This window comes from Desulfobacter sp., assembly GCF_050177295.1.
Genome location: NZ_JBFXHE010000040.1, coordinates 1 through 19398 on the forward strand (window position 1 = coordinate 1; position 19398 = coordinate 19398).

At 48.2% G+C, this 19398-nt stretch carries 20 protein-coding genes; 7 read left to right on the forward strand and 13 right to left on the reverse strand.

Annotated elements, in window-relative coordinates; all coding sequences use genetic code 11:
- Nucleotides 1–405: 405 nt before the first annotated feature.
- The 10 genes from AB7U36_RS05170 to AB7U36_RS05215 form a co-directional block, all read right to left on the reverse strand.
- The gene (locus AB7U36_RS05170) at nucleotides 406–1566 is read right to left on the reverse strand and encodes a DNA-methyltransferase (RefSeq protein WP_428158728.1); all 1161 of its coding nucleotides are present in this window, start codon (nucleotides 1564–1566) and stop codon (nucleotides 406–408) included.
- Nucleotides 1567–1577: 11 nt separating this feature from the next.
- Nucleotides 1578–2144 carry a manganese efflux pump MntP family protein gene (locus AB7U36_RS05175; protein ID WP_287561080.1) on the reverse strand — a complete coding sequence of 189 codons (567 nt, stop codon included), beginning with the start codon at nucleotides 2142–2144 and terminating at the stop codon, nucleotides 1578–1580.
- Entirely contained in the window at nucleotides 2144–3493 is a 1350-nt protein-coding gene (locus tag AB7U36_RS05180) for a multiheme c-type cytochrome (protein WP_428158729.1), read from the reverse strand. Before AB7U36_RS05180 ends, AB7U36_RS05175 begins: the two co-directional genes overlap by 1 nt.
- A gap of 177 nt (nucleotides 3494–3670) precedes the next feature.
- Nucleotides 3671–4189 (reverse strand): dihydrofolate reductase family protein, encoded by a 519-nt coding sequence (locus tag AB7U36_RS05185; protein WP_286817841.1) that lies wholly within the window; start codon nucleotides 4187–4189, stop codon nucleotides 3671–3673.
- Between the two features lie 110 nt (nucleotides 4190–4299).
- Complete coding sequence (locus AB7U36_RS05190; RefSeq protein ID WP_428158730.1) at nucleotides 4300–5907, reverse strand: fumarate hydratase; 1608 nt, start codon at nucleotides 5905–5907, stop codon at nucleotides 4300–4302.
- A gap of 148 nt (nucleotides 5908–6055) precedes the next feature.
- On the reverse strand, nucleotides 6056–6469 hold the full coding sequence (locus AB7U36_RS05195; protein WP_428158731.1) for a 4Fe-4S dicluster domain-containing protein: 414 nt from the start codon (nucleotides 6467–6469) through the stop codon (nucleotides 6056–6058).
- 14 nt (nucleotides 6470–6483) lie between these two features.
- The gene (locus AB7U36_RS05200; RefSeq protein ID WP_428158732.1) at nucleotides 6484–6789 is read right to left on the reverse strand and encodes a 2Fe-2S iron-sulfur cluster-binding protein; all 306 of its coding nucleotides are present in this window, start codon (nucleotides 6787–6789) and stop codon (nucleotides 6484–6486) included.
- Complete coding sequence (locus tag AB7U36_RS05205; RefSeq protein ID WP_428158733.1) at nucleotides 6789–8588, reverse strand: fumarate reductase flavoprotein subunit; 1800 nt, start codon at nucleotides 8586–8588, stop codon at nucleotides 6789–6791. The genes AB7U36_RS05200 and AB7U36_RS05205 overlap by 1 nt, the downstream gene beginning before the upstream one ends.
- Before the next feature lie 186 nt (nucleotides 8589–8774).
- Nucleotides 8775–9092 (reverse strand): hypothetical protein, encoded by a 318-nt coding sequence (locus AB7U36_RS05210; RefSeq protein WP_428158734.1) that lies wholly within the window; start codon nucleotides 9090–9092, stop codon nucleotides 8775–8777.
- Nucleotides 9093–9218: 126 nt separating this feature from the next.
- Complete coding sequence (locus tag AB7U36_RS05215; RefSeq protein WP_428158735.1) at nucleotides 9219–9710, reverse strand: hypothetical protein; 492 nt, start codon at nucleotides 9708–9710, stop codon at nucleotides 9219–9221.
- 508 nt (nucleotides 9711–10218) lie between these two features.
- Between AB7U36_RS05215 and AB7U36_RS05220 the strand changes: the two genes are divergently transcribed.
- From AB7U36_RS05220 to AB7U36_RS05230, 3 genes are read left to right on the forward strand one after another with little or no spacing between them, the layout of a single operon-like run.
- Nucleotides 10219–12243, forward strand: coding sequence for a FapA family protein (locus AB7U36_RS05220; protein ID WP_428158736.1), 2025 nt, complete (start codon nucleotides 10219–10221; stop codon nucleotides 12241–12243).
- Nucleotides 12197–13960 (forward strand): hypothetical protein, encoded by a 1764-nt coding sequence (locus AB7U36_RS05225; protein ID WP_428158737.1) that lies wholly within the window; start codon nucleotides 12197–12199, stop codon nucleotides 13958–13960. Before AB7U36_RS05220 ends, AB7U36_RS05225 begins: the two co-directional genes overlap by 47 nt.
- 60 nt (nucleotides 13961–14020) lie before the next feature.
- Complete coding sequence (locus tag AB7U36_RS05230) at nucleotides 14021–14215, forward strand: hypothetical protein (RefSeq protein WP_428158738.1); 195 nt, start codon at nucleotides 14021–14023, stop codon at nucleotides 14213–14215.
- Between the two features lie 196 nt (nucleotides 14216–14411).
- Here AB7U36_RS05230 and AB7U36_RS05235 read toward each other — a convergent pair whose 3' ends face one another.
- The 3 genes from AB7U36_RS05235 to AB7U36_RS05245 form a co-directional block, all read right to left on the reverse strand.
- Complete coding sequence (locus AB7U36_RS05235; protein ID WP_286817848.1) at nucleotides 14412–14777, reverse strand: indolepyruvate ferredoxin oxidoreductase subunit alpha; 366 nt, start codon at nucleotides 14775–14777, stop codon at nucleotides 14412–14414.
- Nucleotides 14778–14819: 42 nt separating this feature from the next.
- The gene (locus AB7U36_RS05240) at nucleotides 14820–15665 is read right to left on the reverse strand and encodes a damage-control phosphatase ARMT1 family protein (RefSeq protein ID WP_287038544.1); all 846 of its coding nucleotides are present in this window, start codon (nucleotides 15663–15665) and stop codon (nucleotides 14820–14822) included.
- Between the two features lie 119 nt (nucleotides 15666–15784).
- Nucleotides 15785–16846 (reverse strand): AI-2E family transporter, encoded by a 1062-nt coding sequence (locus tag AB7U36_RS05245; RefSeq protein ID WP_428158739.1) that lies wholly within the window; start codon nucleotides 16844–16846, stop codon nucleotides 15785–15787.
- Between the two features lie 88 nt (nucleotides 16847–16934).
- On the opposite strand from AB7U36_RS05245, the gene AB7U36_RS05250 reads away from it, so the two are divergent.
- From AB7U36_RS05250 to lipA, 4 genes are all read left to right on the forward strand, one after another.
- On the forward strand, nucleotides 16935–17252 hold the full coding sequence (locus AB7U36_RS05250) for a hypothetical protein (RefSeq protein ID WP_428158740.1): 318 nt from the start codon (nucleotides 16935–16937) through the stop codon (nucleotides 17250–17252).
- Nucleotides 17249–17563, forward strand: a complete 315-nt coding sequence (locus AB7U36_RS05255; protein WP_428158741.1) for a hypothetical protein — start codon at nucleotides 17249–17251, stop codon at nucleotides 17561–17563. Before AB7U36_RS05250 ends, AB7U36_RS05255 begins: the two co-directional genes overlap by 4 nt.
- A gap of 194 nt (nucleotides 17564–17757) precedes the next feature.
- Nucleotides 17758–18459 carry a lipoyl(octanoyl) transferase LipB gene (gene lipB / locus AB7U36_RS05260; RefSeq protein ID WP_287562159.1) on the forward strand — a complete coding sequence of 234 codons (702 nt, stop codon included), beginning with the start codon at nucleotides 17758–17760 and terminating at the stop codon, nucleotides 18457–18459.
- Nucleotides 18456–19388, forward strand: a complete 933-nt coding sequence (lipA, locus tag AB7U36_RS05265) for a lipoyl synthase (RefSeq protein ID WP_428158742.1) — start codon at nucleotides 18456–18458, stop codon at nucleotides 19386–19388. Before lipB ends, lipA begins: the two co-directional genes overlap by 4 nt.
- Nucleotides 19389–19398 lie beyond the last annotated feature (10 nt).

Here is a 19398-nt window from a genome sequence, read left to right on the forward strand (position 1 = left end):
CCCACCAGGTTAAAATCTTTTGCCTTTTCACCGATTTTGGGAAAAGTACCTGCCAAAGTTACCGGATTTCCGCCAAGTGTAATAGATCCCATAAATGTTCTCCTTTTTTGGTTTCACGCGTCTTGTTTAAATGATCAAATATCGACCTGGGAAATTATGTATTATAATATCCGCCATCCCGCCCATTTGTAAAGAATAATGGCGTTCTGTGTTATTTCAAGTTTGCCCAGTCACATAAATTAAAGATGCAGACGTACTTTTTATAACGGCCGGTGGCAGTATGGGTGTCGATTCGAATTTGCCTGATTTCAGGGAAAATGAAGGTTTCTGGAAAGCTTATCCGCCCATAGCGAAACTGGGCAAATCGTTCAGTGAAATTTCATAACACATTGAAAACAAGAGACGTCAATGACCGGGATCAAAGTCCGGAAATAAAAGCCCGCCGGCCCGGGACGTTGCGCCACAGGTTCCGGCCACAGTTGGGGTATTTGTAGCTCCAGCCAAGACATTCGAGGTTTCCCTGGACGGGAGAGCATAATTGACAACCAGACTCTCATCATCCTGTTGCTCAACAGATACCGGAATACTGAATACTATCTCTTTTTCCTGGTTCGTTATCACGGGAAATCCATAATGCGTATTTTCATACTTGATGGGTTTTCCGGCGTCCAGGCGCCCCTGGACAAATTCATTATGAAAATCTATGCGTTGCTGAATGACCGATGAAAACTGGCCAAGCGAATTATTACATTTATCGTAAAAATTTTCCAAAAGAGTGGGGTCGATTTCATATCCTGCACAATTGCGCCCGGCAGCCATGGCCGCAAGTATTGTGGTGCCCGTACCCAGAAACGGGTCCAGAACAAGATCCTGTTTCACGGAATACATGTTAATCAGGCGATAGGCCAGTTCAAAGGGGAAGGCACCGCTGCGGTTGCGGCTCTTTTGTTTTCCCATGGCCTGGCGGATGCCTTTAAGATCCATCCAGATGTCTGAAAACCACTGGTTGCGCTCTTCCCAGAAAAATGCGCTTTGCCGTCGGTTTTCCTTGGCGGCAGGAGATGTAAATTCACGTTTTCCCCCCTTTCTTAGAATAAGAATATATTCATGCTCTAACGTAACATAGGCCCCGGCCGGCAGCATGCCCGATCCCATGAACTTGTTGGGCGCATTGGTCTGCTTTCGCCATAATATGCAGGGCAAGGCGGTAAATCCTAATGCCTGGGCCGCATTTAATATTCTGGCATGGTTGGGGTAAAGGCCAAAATTATCCTCCAGGGTACGCGTGGCATCACCGATATTGATACAGGCAAATCCACCGGGTGAAAGTACCCGGAATACCTCTTTCCAGACCTGGTCCAGCACCTGGTGCATGAGTTCAAAGGCAAGGGCTCCATCGGATTTTTCAAGGGCTTTTTCTATTTTTCCGTCCTGGCGGCTAAAAATTTCATCCCACATCTCAATCATGGGATAGGGAGGCGATGTCACCACAAGACGGACACTGTGGTCAGCCAGCGCGGCCATTTTTGCGGCATTGCAGATATAGTGCTTATGGGTTGTTTTCATCTGTTTAAAAATTAAGCCGCGCCAAAAAGCGCGGGAATCAGAATTTTTAAGCCAAGAGCAATCAAAATGATTCCGCCTACAATCTCCATCCGGCTGCCGAGGGCCGCCCCCAGGCGTTTTCCGATGTATATGGCGGCTACGGACATGGCACAGGTAATGATACCAATAAGCGCTGAAGGGTACCAGATATTGACATCCATCACGGCCAGCCCCAGGCCGATGGCCAGGGCATCAATGCTGGTGGCAACACTGAGCATGACCATGGTAAAGCCCTTGGAAGGATCCCTGTGAAGGCACTCTTCGGCATGGGAGAAACCTTCCCAAACCATGCGCCCGCCCACAAAGACCAAAAGACCAAAAGCGATCCAGTGGTCCACGGCTCGGACATATGACACAAATACGGTACCCAGAAACCACCCGACCACCGGCATCATGAACTGGAACAGACCAAAATGAAAGGCCAAACGGAACACGGCCCGCGGGCCTTGTGCATACCCGCAGGCCGCAGCAGCCATGGATACCGCCGAGGCATCCATGGCCAGTCCGATTGAAATGACAAAAATATCGAACAAATGCATTAAAATTCTTTCCGTACCGCAGCCATCTCCACCACCGGCAAAGGCCCGAGAGGCTCTCCGGGCAACTGATTAAGAATTTTCTGCGGCATGGACCGGTACAGCAGGCGTGCGGTCAATGTGTACCCGCGTCGGGGTGCGGGATTTAATGCAAATAAACGGGACGCACTTTTGCCTACAGGAATCCGGGTGTCTGACAAAATTTCCTTGGCTTTGGCAATGTTGATGACAGGGTTGCCTTTGCCGTCCCCAAAAATGGTATTAAATATCACCGTATTTTCCGGCAGCTCATTGTTTTTATCGAGCACACCGGTCTGGTATACGATGTTGCCATCCTTGTCCGTCAAGGTGAGTTCAATCCATACCTGGCGCATATCAGCTAATCCTGTGGGCAGGCTGTGTCCGGCACCTGTATTGGAGACCACCACCCGGGCGGTGTTTTCTTTTTCCATCTCCAGGGAAATTTCAGCCGCATGCCTCAGGCGCGCCACAGCCATGGCGGATTTCTCTTTGTCGGAAAACATCTGGGGCAAACCGGAATTGGCGCCCACAAAATAGTGGGTAAAGATATGGGGCCGCTGTTTTGCGTCTGGTGTGGCACTGCCCGGGTTTTCGGGCCGCGGCGTGGACCCTGTGGCAGGCACTCCCGGCCGCTGGTACATATGACACCCCTGGCAGGAGACATGCTTTTCAGGATCAGGACTGTTGTACGGGCCGTTTTCCCACTCCGTGTATGTGGTTTCAAGGTCGGTGCCAAAGGCCACATGTTTAACATCATGGCAGGTACCGCAAATTTTTGAATCGGTATGCAGTTTTGAAAACGCGGCATCGTGAAACTCAGGTTCAGTATCGTCAAAGGGCCCATACTTGATACCGGGATCATCCTCGCCCTGGCCGGGTGATAAGACCAGTCCGTTGTTGTACATCTTGGTTATATCTACGGCCACATGGCAATAGTCACATTGGATACCCTGAGCAGCAATTCCCTCAATTTGTGAAAACTCATCAGACACTTTTTTGGGAAAACCGGTAACATATCCCACAGGGGTATGGCACTTCACGCATGACTCGGCCTCAGCAATATGACCGGCTTCGGTCAGGCCCTGGAGGTAAAATTTTGCCACCCGGGTATAAACCGGGTCTTTATGGGAAAGGTGGTGCATGGAATTTTGCCACTGGGCCATAATCTCATCATGACACGCCCCGCAGGTTTCGGGATCAATGAACTGATCCAGTTTAAAAACCATTTCCTTGGTAGGGGCCCCAGAGGGCAGAACCCACACCAGTCCAATACACAGGAAAATTAGCCCGCACCAGGCGGCTAAAATCTGTATTCTTATTTTATTTTGCATTATTAAGCACTCCTTTTTTTTCACACCCCGAAACAATATGCGGCCCACCGGGCCGGTCATTTTCTCGGGGCTCAGGATTTGCAGGGGCCACGGCCCTGTTGGTTCGCCTTCTGGGTGCCCTTTGCGATCCACTCCAAAAAACGAACAACGAAATTTTTTTTCTTAGTTGTGACTACACTATTTTTCATGGGTTTCCACATAATAAATGAGCAGCAGATGCCCGTTTCCCATATCCTGACTGGACTCAAACCTCAGGCCTATGTCAAGATCAAGGGGTGGGGCAAATAGGGACAGCCCTGAACCAAAGAGCCGGGGCACCAAGGTCAAGTGCACCTGGGTGATCAAATTGTCACGGGCAAACAACGTGTTGACCGTGGCTCCGCCAATCAGGGCCGCACTGGTATATCCCTTGCGTTCAAGATCTTCAAGAATCTTAGCCGGGGGCAGATCCGTAAATATCAGGTTGTCCTGATCACTTTGCCTGGATTTATCCCGGGTCATGACAACATTAAGTCGTTCCGGAAGGGGTTTGCCAATGGTGTCATAGGTTTTTGATCCCATAATCATGGCACCTGACTTTTTGGTCAGTTCCACAAAATATTTTTTATCGGCTTTGCCGGTCCAGTCGACAAGCTGGCCGGAGTTCTTGGCAATCTTACCGTCCACCGTTGAGGCCATCAGCAGAATGACTTCCATATATTCCCCCCTTTCCAGATGGAAACAGGACAGACAGACACCTTAAATAGATCCGGCAGCCCTGTCTGTCCTGTTTGACTTTAAAAACAAATTGAATATTAAAGTACTATTTATACCAGGCCTTTAAAAAAGTCATTGCCCTTATCATCAACAAGGATAAACGCAGGAAATTTTTCCACCGTGATCATCCACACGGCTTCCATACCCAACTCTTCATATTCAACCAGCTCGACTTTTTTAATAAAATCTTTGCCCAGACGTGCGGCAGGACCACCAGGAGAACCCAGATAGAAACCGCCGTAAGTTTTGCAGGAATCGGTAACGATCTGAGAGCGGTTGCCCTTGGCCAGCATGACCATGGACCCACCTTCTTTCTGAAAAATAGGCACATAGGGATCCATGCGGCCGGCTGTGGTGGGCCCGAATGATCCGGAAGCTTCGCCTTCAGGTGTCTTTGCAGGCCCTGCATAATAGATGACGTGATTTTTAATGTAATCGGGCAGCCCCTCGCCCTTTTCATACCGTTCCATAAACTTGGAATGGGCAATGTCTCTGGCCACAATGATTTTACCGGTCAAAGAAAGACGGGTGGATACCGGATATTTGGTCAGTTCAGCGCGAATTTCATCCATGGAACGGTTCAGGTCAATCTCAACGGCAGGAGCCATTTCAGGTTCGCTGGCGGGCAGGTATTCTGCCGGGTTTTCGACCAACTGTTCCAGGAAAATGCCGTCCCGATTGATTTTGCCCTTGATCTGACGGTCAGCTGAGCAGGAGACGCCGATGCCGATGGGGCAGGAAGCCCCGTGGCGGGGAAGTCTTACGACCCGGATATCCAGGGCAAAGTATTTGCCGCCGAACTGTGCGCCAAGGCCTAAATCCCTGGACCGGTCCAGAACTTTTTGCTCAAGGTCAATGTCCCTGAACGCATGACCGGTTTCACTGCCCGTGGTGGGCAGGGTATCCAGGTAACGGGCCGAAGCCAGCTTCACAGCCTTGAGATTGAGTTCTGCAGAGGTTCCGCCAATAACAAATGCGATGTGATACGGGGGACAGGCTGCTGTGCCCAGGTGCTTCATTTCTTTGAGCATGAAGTTAATCAGGCTCTCTTCGGTATTGAGCACGGCCTTGGTCATCTGGAACAGGGCTGTTTTATTGGCAGAACCACCACCTTTTGCCATGAACAGGAAGTTATATTCATCACCCTGGACCGCAGCGATGTCCACCTGGGCAGGCATATTGTTTTTGGTATTCACTTCTTTGTACATAGTGAGCGGCGCATTCTGGGAGTACCGCAAATTATTTTGTGTATAGGCTTCAAAGGCGCCTTTGGACAATTCGCACTCATCATTGGACCAAGTCCAGATCTGCTGCCCCTTTTTACCCATAACAATGGCGGTGCCGGTGTCCTGACACATGGGATAGACCTTTTCAGCCGAAATTACGGCATTTTTCAAAAGCTCCAGGGCTACATAGCGGTCATTGTCAGAACTTTCAGGGTCATCAATCACGGCCCTCACCTGCGCCAGATGTTCAGCTCGGTACAGATGGGCCACATCCTTAAAGGCAGCCTTGGCCAGTAGAGTCAATGCAACGGGCTCCACCATGACCACATCCTTACCCTCAAATTCCCGGACCCGGACATGATCCTTGGTCAACAGGCGGTATTGCGTTGCATCCTTTTTTAACGGAAACATGGGTTCATAGTTAAATTCCATTCGTTTTTCCCTCTTTTAGTTTTTCCCTATTTTAGAAGATCTGACAAGCAGCAATCTGAACTGCCTGCTGCCTGCCGCCATTATTTGAAATAATTAATATAAAAGTCCGAACAAATTGTCCAATTTTCTTTTATATTTTTCCAATTTCCTATTTAATCATAGCCATCCTGCGTCTTAAATATGCAATCCGGGTCTGAAGGGGCAGATTCTTGGGACAGTGATCCTCGCACCCCATAAGGGTCATGCAGCCGAACACCCCGTCATCATCACCGATGATCTCGTAAAATGCTTCATCGGTCCGCTTATCCCTGGGATCCAGATAAAACCGGGCCAGACGCATGAAACCCACGGCGGACAGAAAATCGGGCCGCATACGTTTCGTGGCGCAGGCAGACACGCAGCACCCGCACTCCACGCAGCGTTCCAGTTCATATACCTCATCCATGATATCGGGGTCCATGCGCTCTTCCAGTTGGTCGAAATCCATATCGTCAGTTTCAATATCATGGATCCACGATTCCACCCGCTCGCTCATGGCCTGCATGAATTTGCCCGTGTTCACGGACAGATCACCGATCAGCTCAAACCCGGGCAGGGGGGCAGGGTAATCTGTCCATTTTCAAATTTTGAGGTCAGGGTCCGGCAGGCCAAATCGGGTTTCCCGTTGATCACCATGCCGCAGGAACCGCAGATCCCGGCCCGGCAGACGAAGTCAAACTGCAAAGAGGCGTCCTGTTGTTCCCGGATCTCGTTTAATGCAATGAAAATGGTCATCCCCGGGGCTTCGGTGACCTCATAGGTTTCCATACGCGGCGCGTCGCCATTTTTCTGCGGGTTGTACCGACATATCTCAAATTTTAAACGTCTTCCTTTTTCGCTCATTATTTATACCCCCTGCCGATACGCTCGTTTTTGCCTTTGAATTTTTCCGGGATGGACGTGGGATTGAGCAGTTCCTGCATCTCGAAACGGTCTGCCTTTTTATTGGCATTTTTTATCTTTTCGATCTGGGCCACGCGTTTTTCCGTATCCGGGTGGTGAATGGTTTTGTCCTCACCACATCCCCTTCCCCCCGGCGGCAGCTCCATTTTCATGGCATCCAGCGCCTCATAGGTGACTTTCGGCAAATCTGCATCGTCGTCCTCCCAGGACGTCAGGGTGCGCTTGAGCCAGTCGCGGTCATTTCTTTCCGGGAAATCTTCCCGGGCATGGGCCCCCCGGCTTTCGGTCCTCAGCATGGCACCATAGGCCACACACAGGGCTAATTTAATCATCTTGGGCACCCGGATGGCTTCCACAAGCTCGGGGCTGGCTGAAGATGTTTTGTTCCGCAATGCTATATTTTTTGCCCGCTGGTTGAGCGTTTTGAGCCCGTCCACAGGCTGTTCCAGCTCCGATGCGTTGCGAAAAACCCCCACCTTGTCCATCATAATCTTCTGCATTTCAGCTTTCAACCGGAACGGGTTTTCTCCATATTCCCGGGTGAGCAGGTCTCCAATCTTTTTTTCCTCACGGTTCATAAAGTGTTCAATGGTTGCGGTGGATATAGTCAGGCTGCTGGCAGCACAATAGTCCGCCACAAATTCACCGACGATCATGCCGGCCACAACGGTTTCAGCAACAGAGTTGCCACCCAGGCGATTAAATCCGTGCAGGTCCCAGCACGCGGCTTCACCGGTCGAAAACAGCCCCTTAAGGGTCGGGCTTTCGCCCGTGGCTTTGGTTCTGACCCCGCCCATGGCGTAATGCTGGGTGGGTCTGACAGGGATGTATTCCGAAACCGGATCAATACCCAGAAAGTATTCGCAGATCTCTTTGATTTCGCGCAGGTTCTTTTCAATATGCTTGCTGCCCAAAAGGCTGATGTCCAGCCAGAGATGATCACCGTAGGGAGACTGGACCCCTTTGCCCTTTCGTATGTGCTCAATCATGCGCCTGGACACAACATCGCGAGAGGCCAACTCTTTTTTATCGGGCTCATAGTCGGGCATAAACCGGTAGCCGTTCCTATCCCGGAGCAGGCCGCCATCCCCCCGGCATCCTTCGCCGGCCAGAATACCCACAGGTACAATACCGGTGGGATGGAACTGCACCGCTTCCATATTCCCCAGGGCGGCAATGCCCGTTTCCAGGGCAATGGCCTCTTTCCTTTCATGGACGGGGATCTCCATCTGGGTGGCCTTGTTGCCCATAGTATAAAGCATGGTGTGACCGGTACCGTCGGCGGTAAAACAGGTGCGCCATTTTTGGGTGCCGCCGAAACTCCGGGCTGTGATCAGGCCGTGGGCCTCATGCTTTTCAGTGATGATCTGCTTGCTGCCGTCAATAATTACTTCCTCGTCACCGCCCCTGACCCTCGACCAGGTAACGCCCCAGGCTGAAAGCTGTCGGATGGCTTTGGGCGCCGTGTTAACAAACATTCTGGCGACATCCTGGTCACACCCCCAATCAGACCCCTTAACCGTATCTTCAAAGTGGATATCTTCATCATCCCCTTCGCCTTTGGCACAGGCGCCAAGGCTTGCCTGCATGCCGCCCTGGGCCGCAGCAGAGTGGGACCGTTTGGCAGGCACCAAAGATAGAATAATGGAATCATAGCCCCTCTGCTTGGCTGCAATGGCCACGCGAAGCCCTGCCAAACCGCCACCGATAACAAGTGAATCCGTATATATGATATTCATTGGGCGTTCCCTTTCTTAGAGTGTTTCTTCTGGACTATGACCGCCTTCAATCATGTGGTGGATTTCCCCTTCGGGGGCGTATTCTTCGGATTCCGAAGGCCCGGCTTCTTCGATGAGTGCCTCATGGGCTGCGTCATCATCACCTGCAGCGTCTTCCTGGATTCCTTCCTGGAGTTCTTTCTGGATTCATAGCTGGAGATCGCCCGGATCATCTACCACTTTTTCGTGGGCAGCTTCAAACTCCCGGACCACAGGGGCACTGTCATTGGGCATGCTTTCTTCGATGGGGGAGGAAGCGGCCTGTTCATGAACGACTTGAGTGTCAGGCAGCGCTTGATGGAACGCACGCTCCGCTGCAGGCTCAGCCCCATAGGTCTGGGCCCTGGTGGTGGACTGATGGGGGTTATCATCTTTATAGCGCAGGCCGATAATCACAAAAACCAAAAGAGCGAGAAGCCCTGCAGACAAAAAAACAATAATCAGCTTGTTTCGCAAATTTTTCAATTTTGCTCGATTTTCTCTGGCACGTCGATAGTCACCCCCCTGGAACCAACCCCATTTCATGCACAGCCGATAAAGGCCGATGTTGCCGTGAAGCACGGCGCACACCAGCAGGATCAGATAAATAAATCACATATTGCCACCCAGCACCCTGCCGGCGGACAGGTAGGGATCAATGGAACCCGGATGGGTAAGCATGGTGTAAAGATGAACAGGACCTGCAAAAAGCATAATAAAACCGGTCAGGACCTGTATATACCATAAATTGGTATCCTGATGTCTCATCATGGCCATCTGGTCTTTTATGATACGGTGCTGTTTCCAGGAGATGGGAAATTTCCTAATCCATAGCAGCGCATGAACGATAAACAAGAAAAACACAATGAATACGGCGAAAAAGACGGCAATGGGATAGCCATGCCCGGTGTCGGATAAAAATGCCAGTTCCATGTTTTTGGACACCCAGTTAAAGGCTCTCGGTCCAAGGATGATACTGGCGTCTAAAACCATATGCACCCACACGAACAGGCCTAGAACAAGACCGGTACCACTCTGGAGAAAATCCAGCCGGGCCGGAAGCCTGCTCTTTTTCTTACTTGATTCAATGGTGTAGCTTTCCAATGTAGAAACATCCTTCGTGTTATCGTTTTAAATGCATTCTTGCAGATCTGTTCTATTTCGCCTAAATTCCTGCAGAGATAGAAATTGTTTTTTAAATGCATTTACTTTAACCTCTCAGATTTTGCTTGATCCTGAGATGAGATAATGGTGCCGGTATGAACCATCCGCCAGCCCCGAGACACGATTACCCCTCGTAATAAATCCAAACCACCTGTTTTGTCAAATATTTATTCTCAAACAGGCAACCTTAAAAAATATTCATAAACAAAGGAGATAAAAGGAAGTTTTCTTTTCAAACCCTCGACGGTTGTGCAGGAAAACAGCCCTGAATTTTTCCAAAACTGCCGGGGGTTTTTGTTTTTTCTTGAAGTTTTACCCTTGATGCGCCACAATATCTGCAAATTCATTTCCAACCCGGGTGTATCCTGATAAAAGGCGCAGTTTTAGATTGCAGGATGATCGGCATGCTGCAGCAATAGGGTGGTCTCACTTAATACAAAAGATCTATATGCTTGAAAAGCTTGCCTTACAGAAAAAATTCATTACAGATGCTCAGTGCGCACAAGCAATAGAAGCATGTCGCCACGCAGAAAATTTTGATCTTGCGTTAAAGAACTATTTTGAAAAGGAAAAAATTCTTACCGACAAGCAGATGAAAATTCTTATAGCCACCTATACTGCATTAAAAACCATCCAGAAAAATCAGGTCTTCGGAAATTGTGCCGTTGACCTAGGGTTTGTCAGCAAAGAACAATTCCTTGGGGAGATGACCCGGCAGAAAAATACAATTACGGAAAATAACCAACCCGAGTTTATCGGTAAAATATGGACACAAGACCAGACACTTAACCAGGAAGAGTACCAGGAGATCATACAGCAACTTCAAAAAGAGCAGAATCCCCAGGGGACTACCCGGTCAAGCAGGCCTGTGGCAGATCCTGATCCGGAACAAACAGATCACTCGCTGGCCACAGAGCTTGACTGCGGCGTGATGCTTGAAATTGATGCCTCCGGTATGACGGCATTTATAAGAAAAACCGGTAAATTTAAAGACACGGTTACTGCGGCCAAAATCATTGAACAACTGGAGGATAAGGGTATTGTTTACGGCCTGGTTGAATCGTCTGAGGTAGAAAACTTCATAGATTCATCGGGATTCAGGACCAATCCGTTCCGGGTGGCGCAGGGGAGGGACCCGGTACCGGGCAAGGATGCCAGGATCGAATATTTTTTTGAAACAGACCATCTCAAGGCCGGGGATATTGATGAAGACGGCAACATTGACTTCAAAGACAGGGGACCCATCCCCTGGGTAAAAAAAGGAAGTCTGCTGGCAAAAAAATTCCCCATGACCGAAGCCCGTAAGGGCAGAAATATCTTTGACCAGGTTGTTTACGTTCCTGCCGTGGCAGACATGGTCCTGAAATATGGCACAGGGGTTATCTGCGCTTCCGACGGCCTTGAACTCTATGCTGAAATCAGCGGCACCCCGACCCTTGATAAATCTGATAAAATTCAGGTAAGCCGTGCCTTTATTGCGCCCAGTGATGTAAATTTCGAAACCGGGCACATTGACTATGAGGGAGATATCGTCATCAAAGGCACACTCAAGAACGGATTCAAAGCCATGGGCCATGAGGTTCGCGTCGGCACGGTGGACGGCGGAGAAATCCGGGCCACTGGAGATGTTACGGTTCTCAACGGTATGATCGGCGGCAAAGTATATGCCCGGGGCAATGTCCGCATAAAATTCGTACAGAACTCTACTATTTACTGCCTGGGCAACCTCACCGTGGACAAAGAGATCCTGGACAGCCGAATCATCACATCCGGTGCCGTAATCATCAATAACGGAGAAATCATATCTTCGAACATCACCTGCAACAAAGGGCTTTTTGCCCGGCAACTGGGTACGGAGAAATCCGTACCCAACACGGTCACCTTTGGTGTCGATGCCTTCACCGCCCGGGAACTGAAACGCATCCAGGACCGAATTGAACATAGTATCGACGGACAGGAACAGCTCTATGAAAAGCTGGAGTCCCTGTCTGAAACACTTTCCCGTGACACAACAAATACGTTGGGACTGGTTCACGAAATCGAAAGGGCAAGACAGGATAACTTTTTGTTGTCACAAAGCCCAGGGAATCCCATCTTAGCCGGACTCAAATCCCAGATACAGGTGAACAACCGGTTGCTGGTACGTTTAGACAGAGAGCTGAACCAGCTGCTTGACCACATTGAAAAGAAAAAAAGCCAAAAAGAAGGATTCAAGGCTGAGTTGAGCCGGCTGGAAAGCACCCTTGAAAAACTGAGAAACGAACAGGATAATTTCACCCGGTGGCAGCAACGCAACCCAGGGATTGCCCAGGCGGTTATCTTGGGCCAGGTCATCTCGGGAACCATAATAAACGGTCCGGATGTATCAATGGAAATCCTTGAGACCAGAAAGAATGTAAAAATTCTTCAGACCCTTGTCGCCAAAGATGGCGACACTGCAATGGGAATACAGATCGTTGACAATACTAAATGAAAATAAAGTCCAGGCGTTCCGGAACAGGCTGTATAGCCAGGATATGCCGGAAATCATGCGCCGGGGGGGCGAAGGCCTAACGCCTGTAAAAAAATACCCCGAAGACGAAAACGGTTATCCCCTTGTCCCCATCAAGAGGATTACCCGTTTTTTCCTAGAAGAGATGGAAAAAGCGCAATTTGTGCTGCCGGACCAGCATATTGAGGAACTTTATACACTGTTTCGGGCTCTGATCCATGATCTGCCGGAGCTCTCATTTGATATAGGTGACAGTATTTCCCAGGAGGAGATCCAGGAGGCGGATAATAAAACCACCATTGAACTTCTCACCACCAATGTCATCATTACCTATTTTGACCTGGCAAAAACCAATCTGGAGAACCGCGATGAGAGCCTGCTTAACCCTGATATGCAGTCCATTATGAAACAAAGCACAGCAGGCAGGGATTATAAGCGCCTTGTGTCGAATACCCTGAAAGGACTTATTTTCAGCCTGTCCCAGGACAAACCATGGTTTGAATACATCGAAGATATTAATGACGCAGATCTGATCTGCCGGCTGGTTGGAGCCAGACTGCCGAGCATGGAAAAAACAACCCTGGGGGCCATAACCGATAAATCCCGACAGGAGATCGCCGGTTACAACGAGATGTTCACCAAACTGCTTTATACCCGCGCCCGGACCATAACCACCGAGAAAAACAAAAAAGAGTACTTCAAGTCCATGGAAAAGCTGGATACAGCCATCTATGGTATCTTAAAAAAGATGGACCGATTCCTGGCGATGGCGTATCGGCTGAGTCAGATTTTGGACATTCCTTCCAGATTCATTATCGGCGATACATTTTCCAAACTCAGGCAAAATATGCTGTGGCTTTTTTTTGACGTATGGCCCAAAGCCTATGAACAGGGGAAGATGCCGAGCCAGAGAGCTGTTTCCGCCCTGCGGCACAGGATGAATATCTTGTTCAACCTACCCCACATCACACGCTTCTGCCGGGAATTTACCCAGAACCCGGCATTCCAGACCCCGGTGAATGATCTTTTCCGGCTATTGTTCAAGGCGCTTGTAAACAACATTAACCATGTCTCCATTGAAGAGAACAACAACAGTGCCGGCCTGGGGTCGGTGGAAAGTGCATTGTTTGAAATCCGGCGGGCCATTGAAAATTTTGATCTGCATGAATCCCGGCTTACAGATGAAAAAAAAGAGGTAAAAACGGCTTATATTTCATTAAGTTATAAAACGGACGTTGAATCCATAGACGCGGTTTTAAATCTTTGTGACATGATCTGTGAAGTGACCCATGACAAGGACCGGGAAATCATGGTCAGCATACGGGCCGCACTTATGGAAAAAAGCTTTTTCACCCTTGCAGAATATGCCGCCCAAAAGGTAGCGCCTAAAGACGTCATCCCTGAAATCAGTAAACGGCTTCACGCCTTTGCCGTCCATTACCGGCCTCAAAGGGAATTTTACCGGATATTTTTTGATACCTATGTCATTTCCAAGCCCAGGCCCAATGTCCCCCATTACACCGGGTTTCTGATAAGCAACAGGCCCTTTGCCCAGGCTATGCTTATGCGCTTTGCAGATTACAAGACCATGAAAAATTTTTTGCCGGAATCCTATATTGAAAAAGCAAACCAGCTGCTCGATGATCTGCTGAAAAAAACCAGGACTACAGCTTGGAACCCCGGCATGGAAGCGTTATAAACAACACGTTCAAAATCAGACGCATCCAAATTTAATCAGCCAATACTCATCAGAGAAACCATGGATCCTTCACAACCATTTTCTGATCTGAAAGCCATATACCAGGCAGCAATCAAACGGGTGGACCCATATGCCATGGCGCAGTCAAGGGTAACCCTGGACAACAACACCCTTGACAAAAAACCACTGAACTTCTGCTGGCTTGCGGGACCGGCATTAACGAAATTAACAGACAGACACCGACCAAGTCAGTAATGACTTGATTTTTTCAAAGGTTCACAACATTCTTTTGGGCAATAATTTGTCTGCCCCGAATGCAGCTCGGCAAAAGGCGGGGCTGGATATCAGTGAATACCTGGGCAGAAATAATTCATTCTTTGTTGTGGGTTCAGCCTGGGTGTTCATAGACCAGGTCAGCCCATGGCTGTTGTTATTATAAAATAAGAACTTACTATAGGCATTCCATGTTCTTCAGAAGTTCAAGCTGCTCAATGGTTTTTTCCGCCACTTTTTTATTTTTAGTAAAAAGACGTTTTAAACGTTCGATAAGCTGCTTTTGCTTTGTCTTATCATTGGCATAATATTCATGCGCTAACAACTTTTTGGCGTAAGCTAAATTTGATTGCACTTCGTCAGGGATTCGCTCTCCGTCATGACGCGCCGCATCCTCCGGGCATACATCATGACAAATTCCACATCGGATACACTCGACATCGTTTATAAACGCAATGTCATTTTCCATCCCGATTGCCCCGGCAGGACATTCATCGACGCATATTCCGCATCCCGTACACGATTCTTTCTTTATCCATGGCATTTATGTCAGTCTCCTTTTCTTAATTTTATGTATTTTTTTTTATCATAAAACCAGTTTTGAAACTACCATATCATTTTTATCAACACCCAGTAAATTTGCTATTGGGTAACATTTTGCAATTAAAAGAAAAAATTGATTCGGATGGCAACTTTCCATAAGGCCTTCAAAATTGCCCTGCCCTTTCGATATGATAAGATCAGCATTATTATATTCTTCTAAAAATTCATCTGAACAAAAGTCAATGAGTGTTGAAGGCGCATCAAAACCATTGGAAATAACCCTGCAAATCTTGTCAATGCCTACTTGATTTGCATCTTCAAGTGTTGCGTCGTTGATTACAGGTTTTCCCCGTACAGCAAAAGTGATGTTTTTATGATTCATTGTTTCAATAAATAATTTATCAAAAACTATTTCGCCACAATTATCGCCTAAGTACAAAATAGTTTCAGCTTTACGGATTTCATTTTTTAATTCTGACGTCATATCAACTTTTAAATTTTTATGAAAAAAAAATTCAATTTGATTCGATATGTCGTCATTAACACTTTGTGCGCCATAATCAATTATATTGCCTATAACCGAAAGCTTTGCCGCTGTGAAAAAAGGATTTTCACTTTCATTAACGATGGTCTTCCAATATGGGTATTCTTTTAGAAGAATATCATTGGCCTCTAATTTTTCTTCGGCATACAGGTTTGTATTGCTAAGATGAATCCTGGCCATGCGGTGAATTTCAGTTGCCAATTGGGGATTTGAAAGTTCCCAATTAGATTCAATAAGTTTATGTACTGAAAAAATGAAATTTGCTGCAACTTTTTCATCAGGTTTAAATTTATCAATAAGTTTTTCAATTGTCCTGATATGACAAAAATAGCATTCGTGCCTCATACTTCCCCTTTATTGATGCATTACGCCCATTCAAATAATGAAAACCTAACCTTGGGTATCAAAAACCAAAGTTTAGTGTCAAACCCAATAGGACTATGTGCGCATATTCTACTATTATCTTACGGTCCGACTTTGGGCAGTATATCCTTAAAAACAACGCCGTAAATATCCCAGATAGTGACAAACAATGCCGCAATAATAGGACCGATGATGATGCCGATAATACCGAACATGGCAATGCCGCCAAGGGTGGAAAATAAAATTAAAAGATCGTGCATCTCCGTGTCTTTGCCCACAAGCCTGGGCCGCAGAAGATTGTCAGCACTTCCCACGATCATCCCGCAGAAAACGATAAGAGCGCCGGCCTTAAACCATGCACCCTCGGCGAATAGCCAAAGCGCCGCCGGAATCCATATCAAAGCCGTTCCAACGGCCGGTATAATGGACAACACCGTCATGACAGCACCCCAGAAAAACGAACTGTCAATGCCGACCACGGCAAACGCGATGCCGGATGCCCCGCCCTGAACAATACCGATGATGGTGGTTCCCTTGATCGTGGCCCGTGCCACAGAGGTAAATTTGTCAAGAAGCCGTCTTTCATACTTATCGTCCAGGGGCATATAAAATAGAATTTTCTCTAACAGCTTATCTCCGTCTATAAGAAAAAAGAACATGGTATATAAAAGAATGGCCACCATAAATATAAAATTGATTGTGCCCATGGTGGCGGTTTGAAGCCCGTTGACAAAAAATTGACTTGCGGCGCCCACCAGTTCTCCGGCCTTGATGTAGATGGTTTCTCGGTAGGGCTCTACCTGTTCATAAAAAGGGAGATCTTCCAGCCACTGGGAAATGGCTACGGGTGAAGACAATTGTTTCTGAACCCAGGGTGTTGCTGTCTGACCCACCTTGATGGCCTGGCTGGTTACAATGCCTAAAAGACCGCTTAAAGGAAGAAGAACGATCAGGATGATAATCATGATGGTAATCCCGGATGCTGCAGCCTGTCTTCCTTTCAGCCATTTGTTAAGCCGCTCATAGAACGGATAGGCCAGGGCTGAGAAAATTCCGGCCAGCAGAATAGCCATGAGAAAAGATTTAATCATTACAAGAAAAACAGCTGAAATAAACAACACCAGTAATAATAAAAACGAGGGGTGAATCAGGTCTCGATTCATGGGGGTTAACCTCCGGTAAAAAAATTTTTTTTAACGTAACAGGACAGGACAAATTGATCAACATTTGATCATCGGCAGATCATAAAAAATGTTGAAAAGGAAAAAATGGATCTGTATTGCTGTCATATTTATGTGCGGGAAACTATTTTTTTCCCCAGGCACGGCCATTGGGAATGAAAACGACGATGAAAACAAAACTGAAGTCTCCTCATCTGCGGGCAAAGACGATAAAGAGGTTCAAAAACCGGCACAGGATCTGGGCGAAATGACCGTCACCGGTAAAATTATGGACGAAGCGACTGCCAATAGGCCTGCAGTGGTAGAAAGTATTACGGCTGAAGGTATCGAACGGATGAACGCCATGGAAACATCTGATGTGCCAAATACGACGACGGCGAACCCATGAGTTATGCAGACGTGGAGATTCTCGGCCCGGGCAGTGACACGCCTTTCCAGAAAGGCCGGACTGACCGGAACGGGATGTTCATGTTTCGCCCTGACCAAAAAGGCCTGTGGCAGATTGGTCTCCAGGACGGGATGGCCCACAGGCTGGACCTGGAAAGGGAGTTAACTGATATCAAAAACGGTTATCATGCTGCAAAGCCGGCCGAAACCGTCTCCCGGAAGACCTCCCGGCCCCAGGGTATCATTACGGGGATGAGCATCATATTTGGTTTGTTCGGCATCGCATACGCCTGGAAGGCTCGCTCGGGTTGATTTGAATATGGAGCGGTCGAATAAACGATGTGCATGGATATCTCAATTTGATCCCAATATATTACATTCGGGTCTGCGGACGCGGCCGAATGGACAATATCTGCTTGGGCTATCAATATGGCGAAACCAAGAAATTCTTGATTTGCCGGGTAATTAATGGTAACCGAAACGTATTTATACGAAAGAACCAAACCATGACCGGACACGCCCTTTCAGCGGATGACAGATGTGCTGTATTTGAGGACCTTGGTATCCGGGATTATCTTCAGGTCCTTGATCTTCAGACCACTGTGCGGGAAAAGATGATCCAGGATCCGCGCCTTGGCGACCGGGTTTTTTTTGTCCAGCACCCTGCGGTTTACACATTAGGTAAAAGAGGGGGACGGGAAAACCTTGTGGTGTCGGAACAGTTTCTGGCTGAAAAAGGGATTGAGATTGTCCAGACCGCAAGGGGGGGGAACATTACCTTTCACGGGCCGGGCCAGGCTGTACTCTATCCCATCATGAACCTGGAGCGATCCAGGATCGGGGTGGCCGACTTTGTCCATGGTCTTGAGGAAATTATGATGAGAACGGCCCGGCAGTTTGGGGTAGAGGCTCGAAGGGATCCGCAAAACCACGGACTCTGGGTGGGGAAGAAGAAAATCGGCAGTGTGGGCCTCTCGATTAAAAAAGGGATCTGCATCCATGGCCTGGCACTGAATGTCTGTCCGGACCTGACCCCTTTTACCTGGATCAATCCCTGCGGTCTCCAAAATTTATCCATGACTTCCCTTGCACAGGAACATCAAAATATCTTCTTTGACCCAAAAACGTCCATGGAACGGGTCAAAAATCTTTTTTTTTATTTTTTTTGCAAAATTTTTAATTTTAACATAAAGGGACAAAACCCATGAACAACCCCAACGGCCATACAGAAACGCCTCCTTCCGGTTCTAACACCATCCGGAAAGGCAAACCCAGGTGGCTGAAAAAAAGCATGCCCAAAGGCGGGGATTACCAGCGGGTTACCCGGCTTTTATCCGAAGCAGGCCTTCATACCGTCTGCCAGGAAGCGGCTTGTCCCAACATGTTTGAATGTTTTTCAAAAAACACTGCCACGTTCATGATCCTGGGATCCAACTGCACCCGGAACTGCCGCTTCTGCAATGTAACCTCAAATGCGCCGACTCCGGTTGACCCGGATGAACCCCAAAGGGTGGCCGAGACCGTACTCAAATTGAAACTGACCTATGTGGTTGTCACGTCGGTTACAAGAGACGATCTTCCCGACGGCGGGGCATCCCACTTTGCACGTACGATTCAGGCCATTAAAAAGGCCGGTCCCCGCATCCGGGTAGAAGTCCTGATCCCGGATTTCCAGGGCGATCTCAAGGCCCTTGAAACCGTAGCCAAAGCAGAGCTTGACGTGATCAACCACAACATTGAGACGGTTAAGAACCTTTACGCCAGGGTCCGTCCCCAGGCCCAGTACCAGAGATCCCTTGACCTGATTCAAAATATCACAAAACGCTTTCCCGGGCTGCAGACCAAGTCCGGCATCATGGTGGGCCTGGGCGAAACCATAGAGGAACTTGAAGCCACCTTCCAGGACCTGTACGATCATGGCTGCAATATCCTCACCGTGGGCCAGTATCTTCAACCCACAAGAACCCACCTTTCCGTGGAAAAATTCTACAGCCCCCAAGAATTTGAACAACTTGACCGGATGGCCCGGGAGATCGGATTTAAACAGGTGGCTTCCGGCCCCTTTGTCAGAAGTTCCTACAAGGCCAGAGAGTTATTCGAAACACCCGAGACAAATATATGTCGTGATAAATTATGAATTTGGCAAT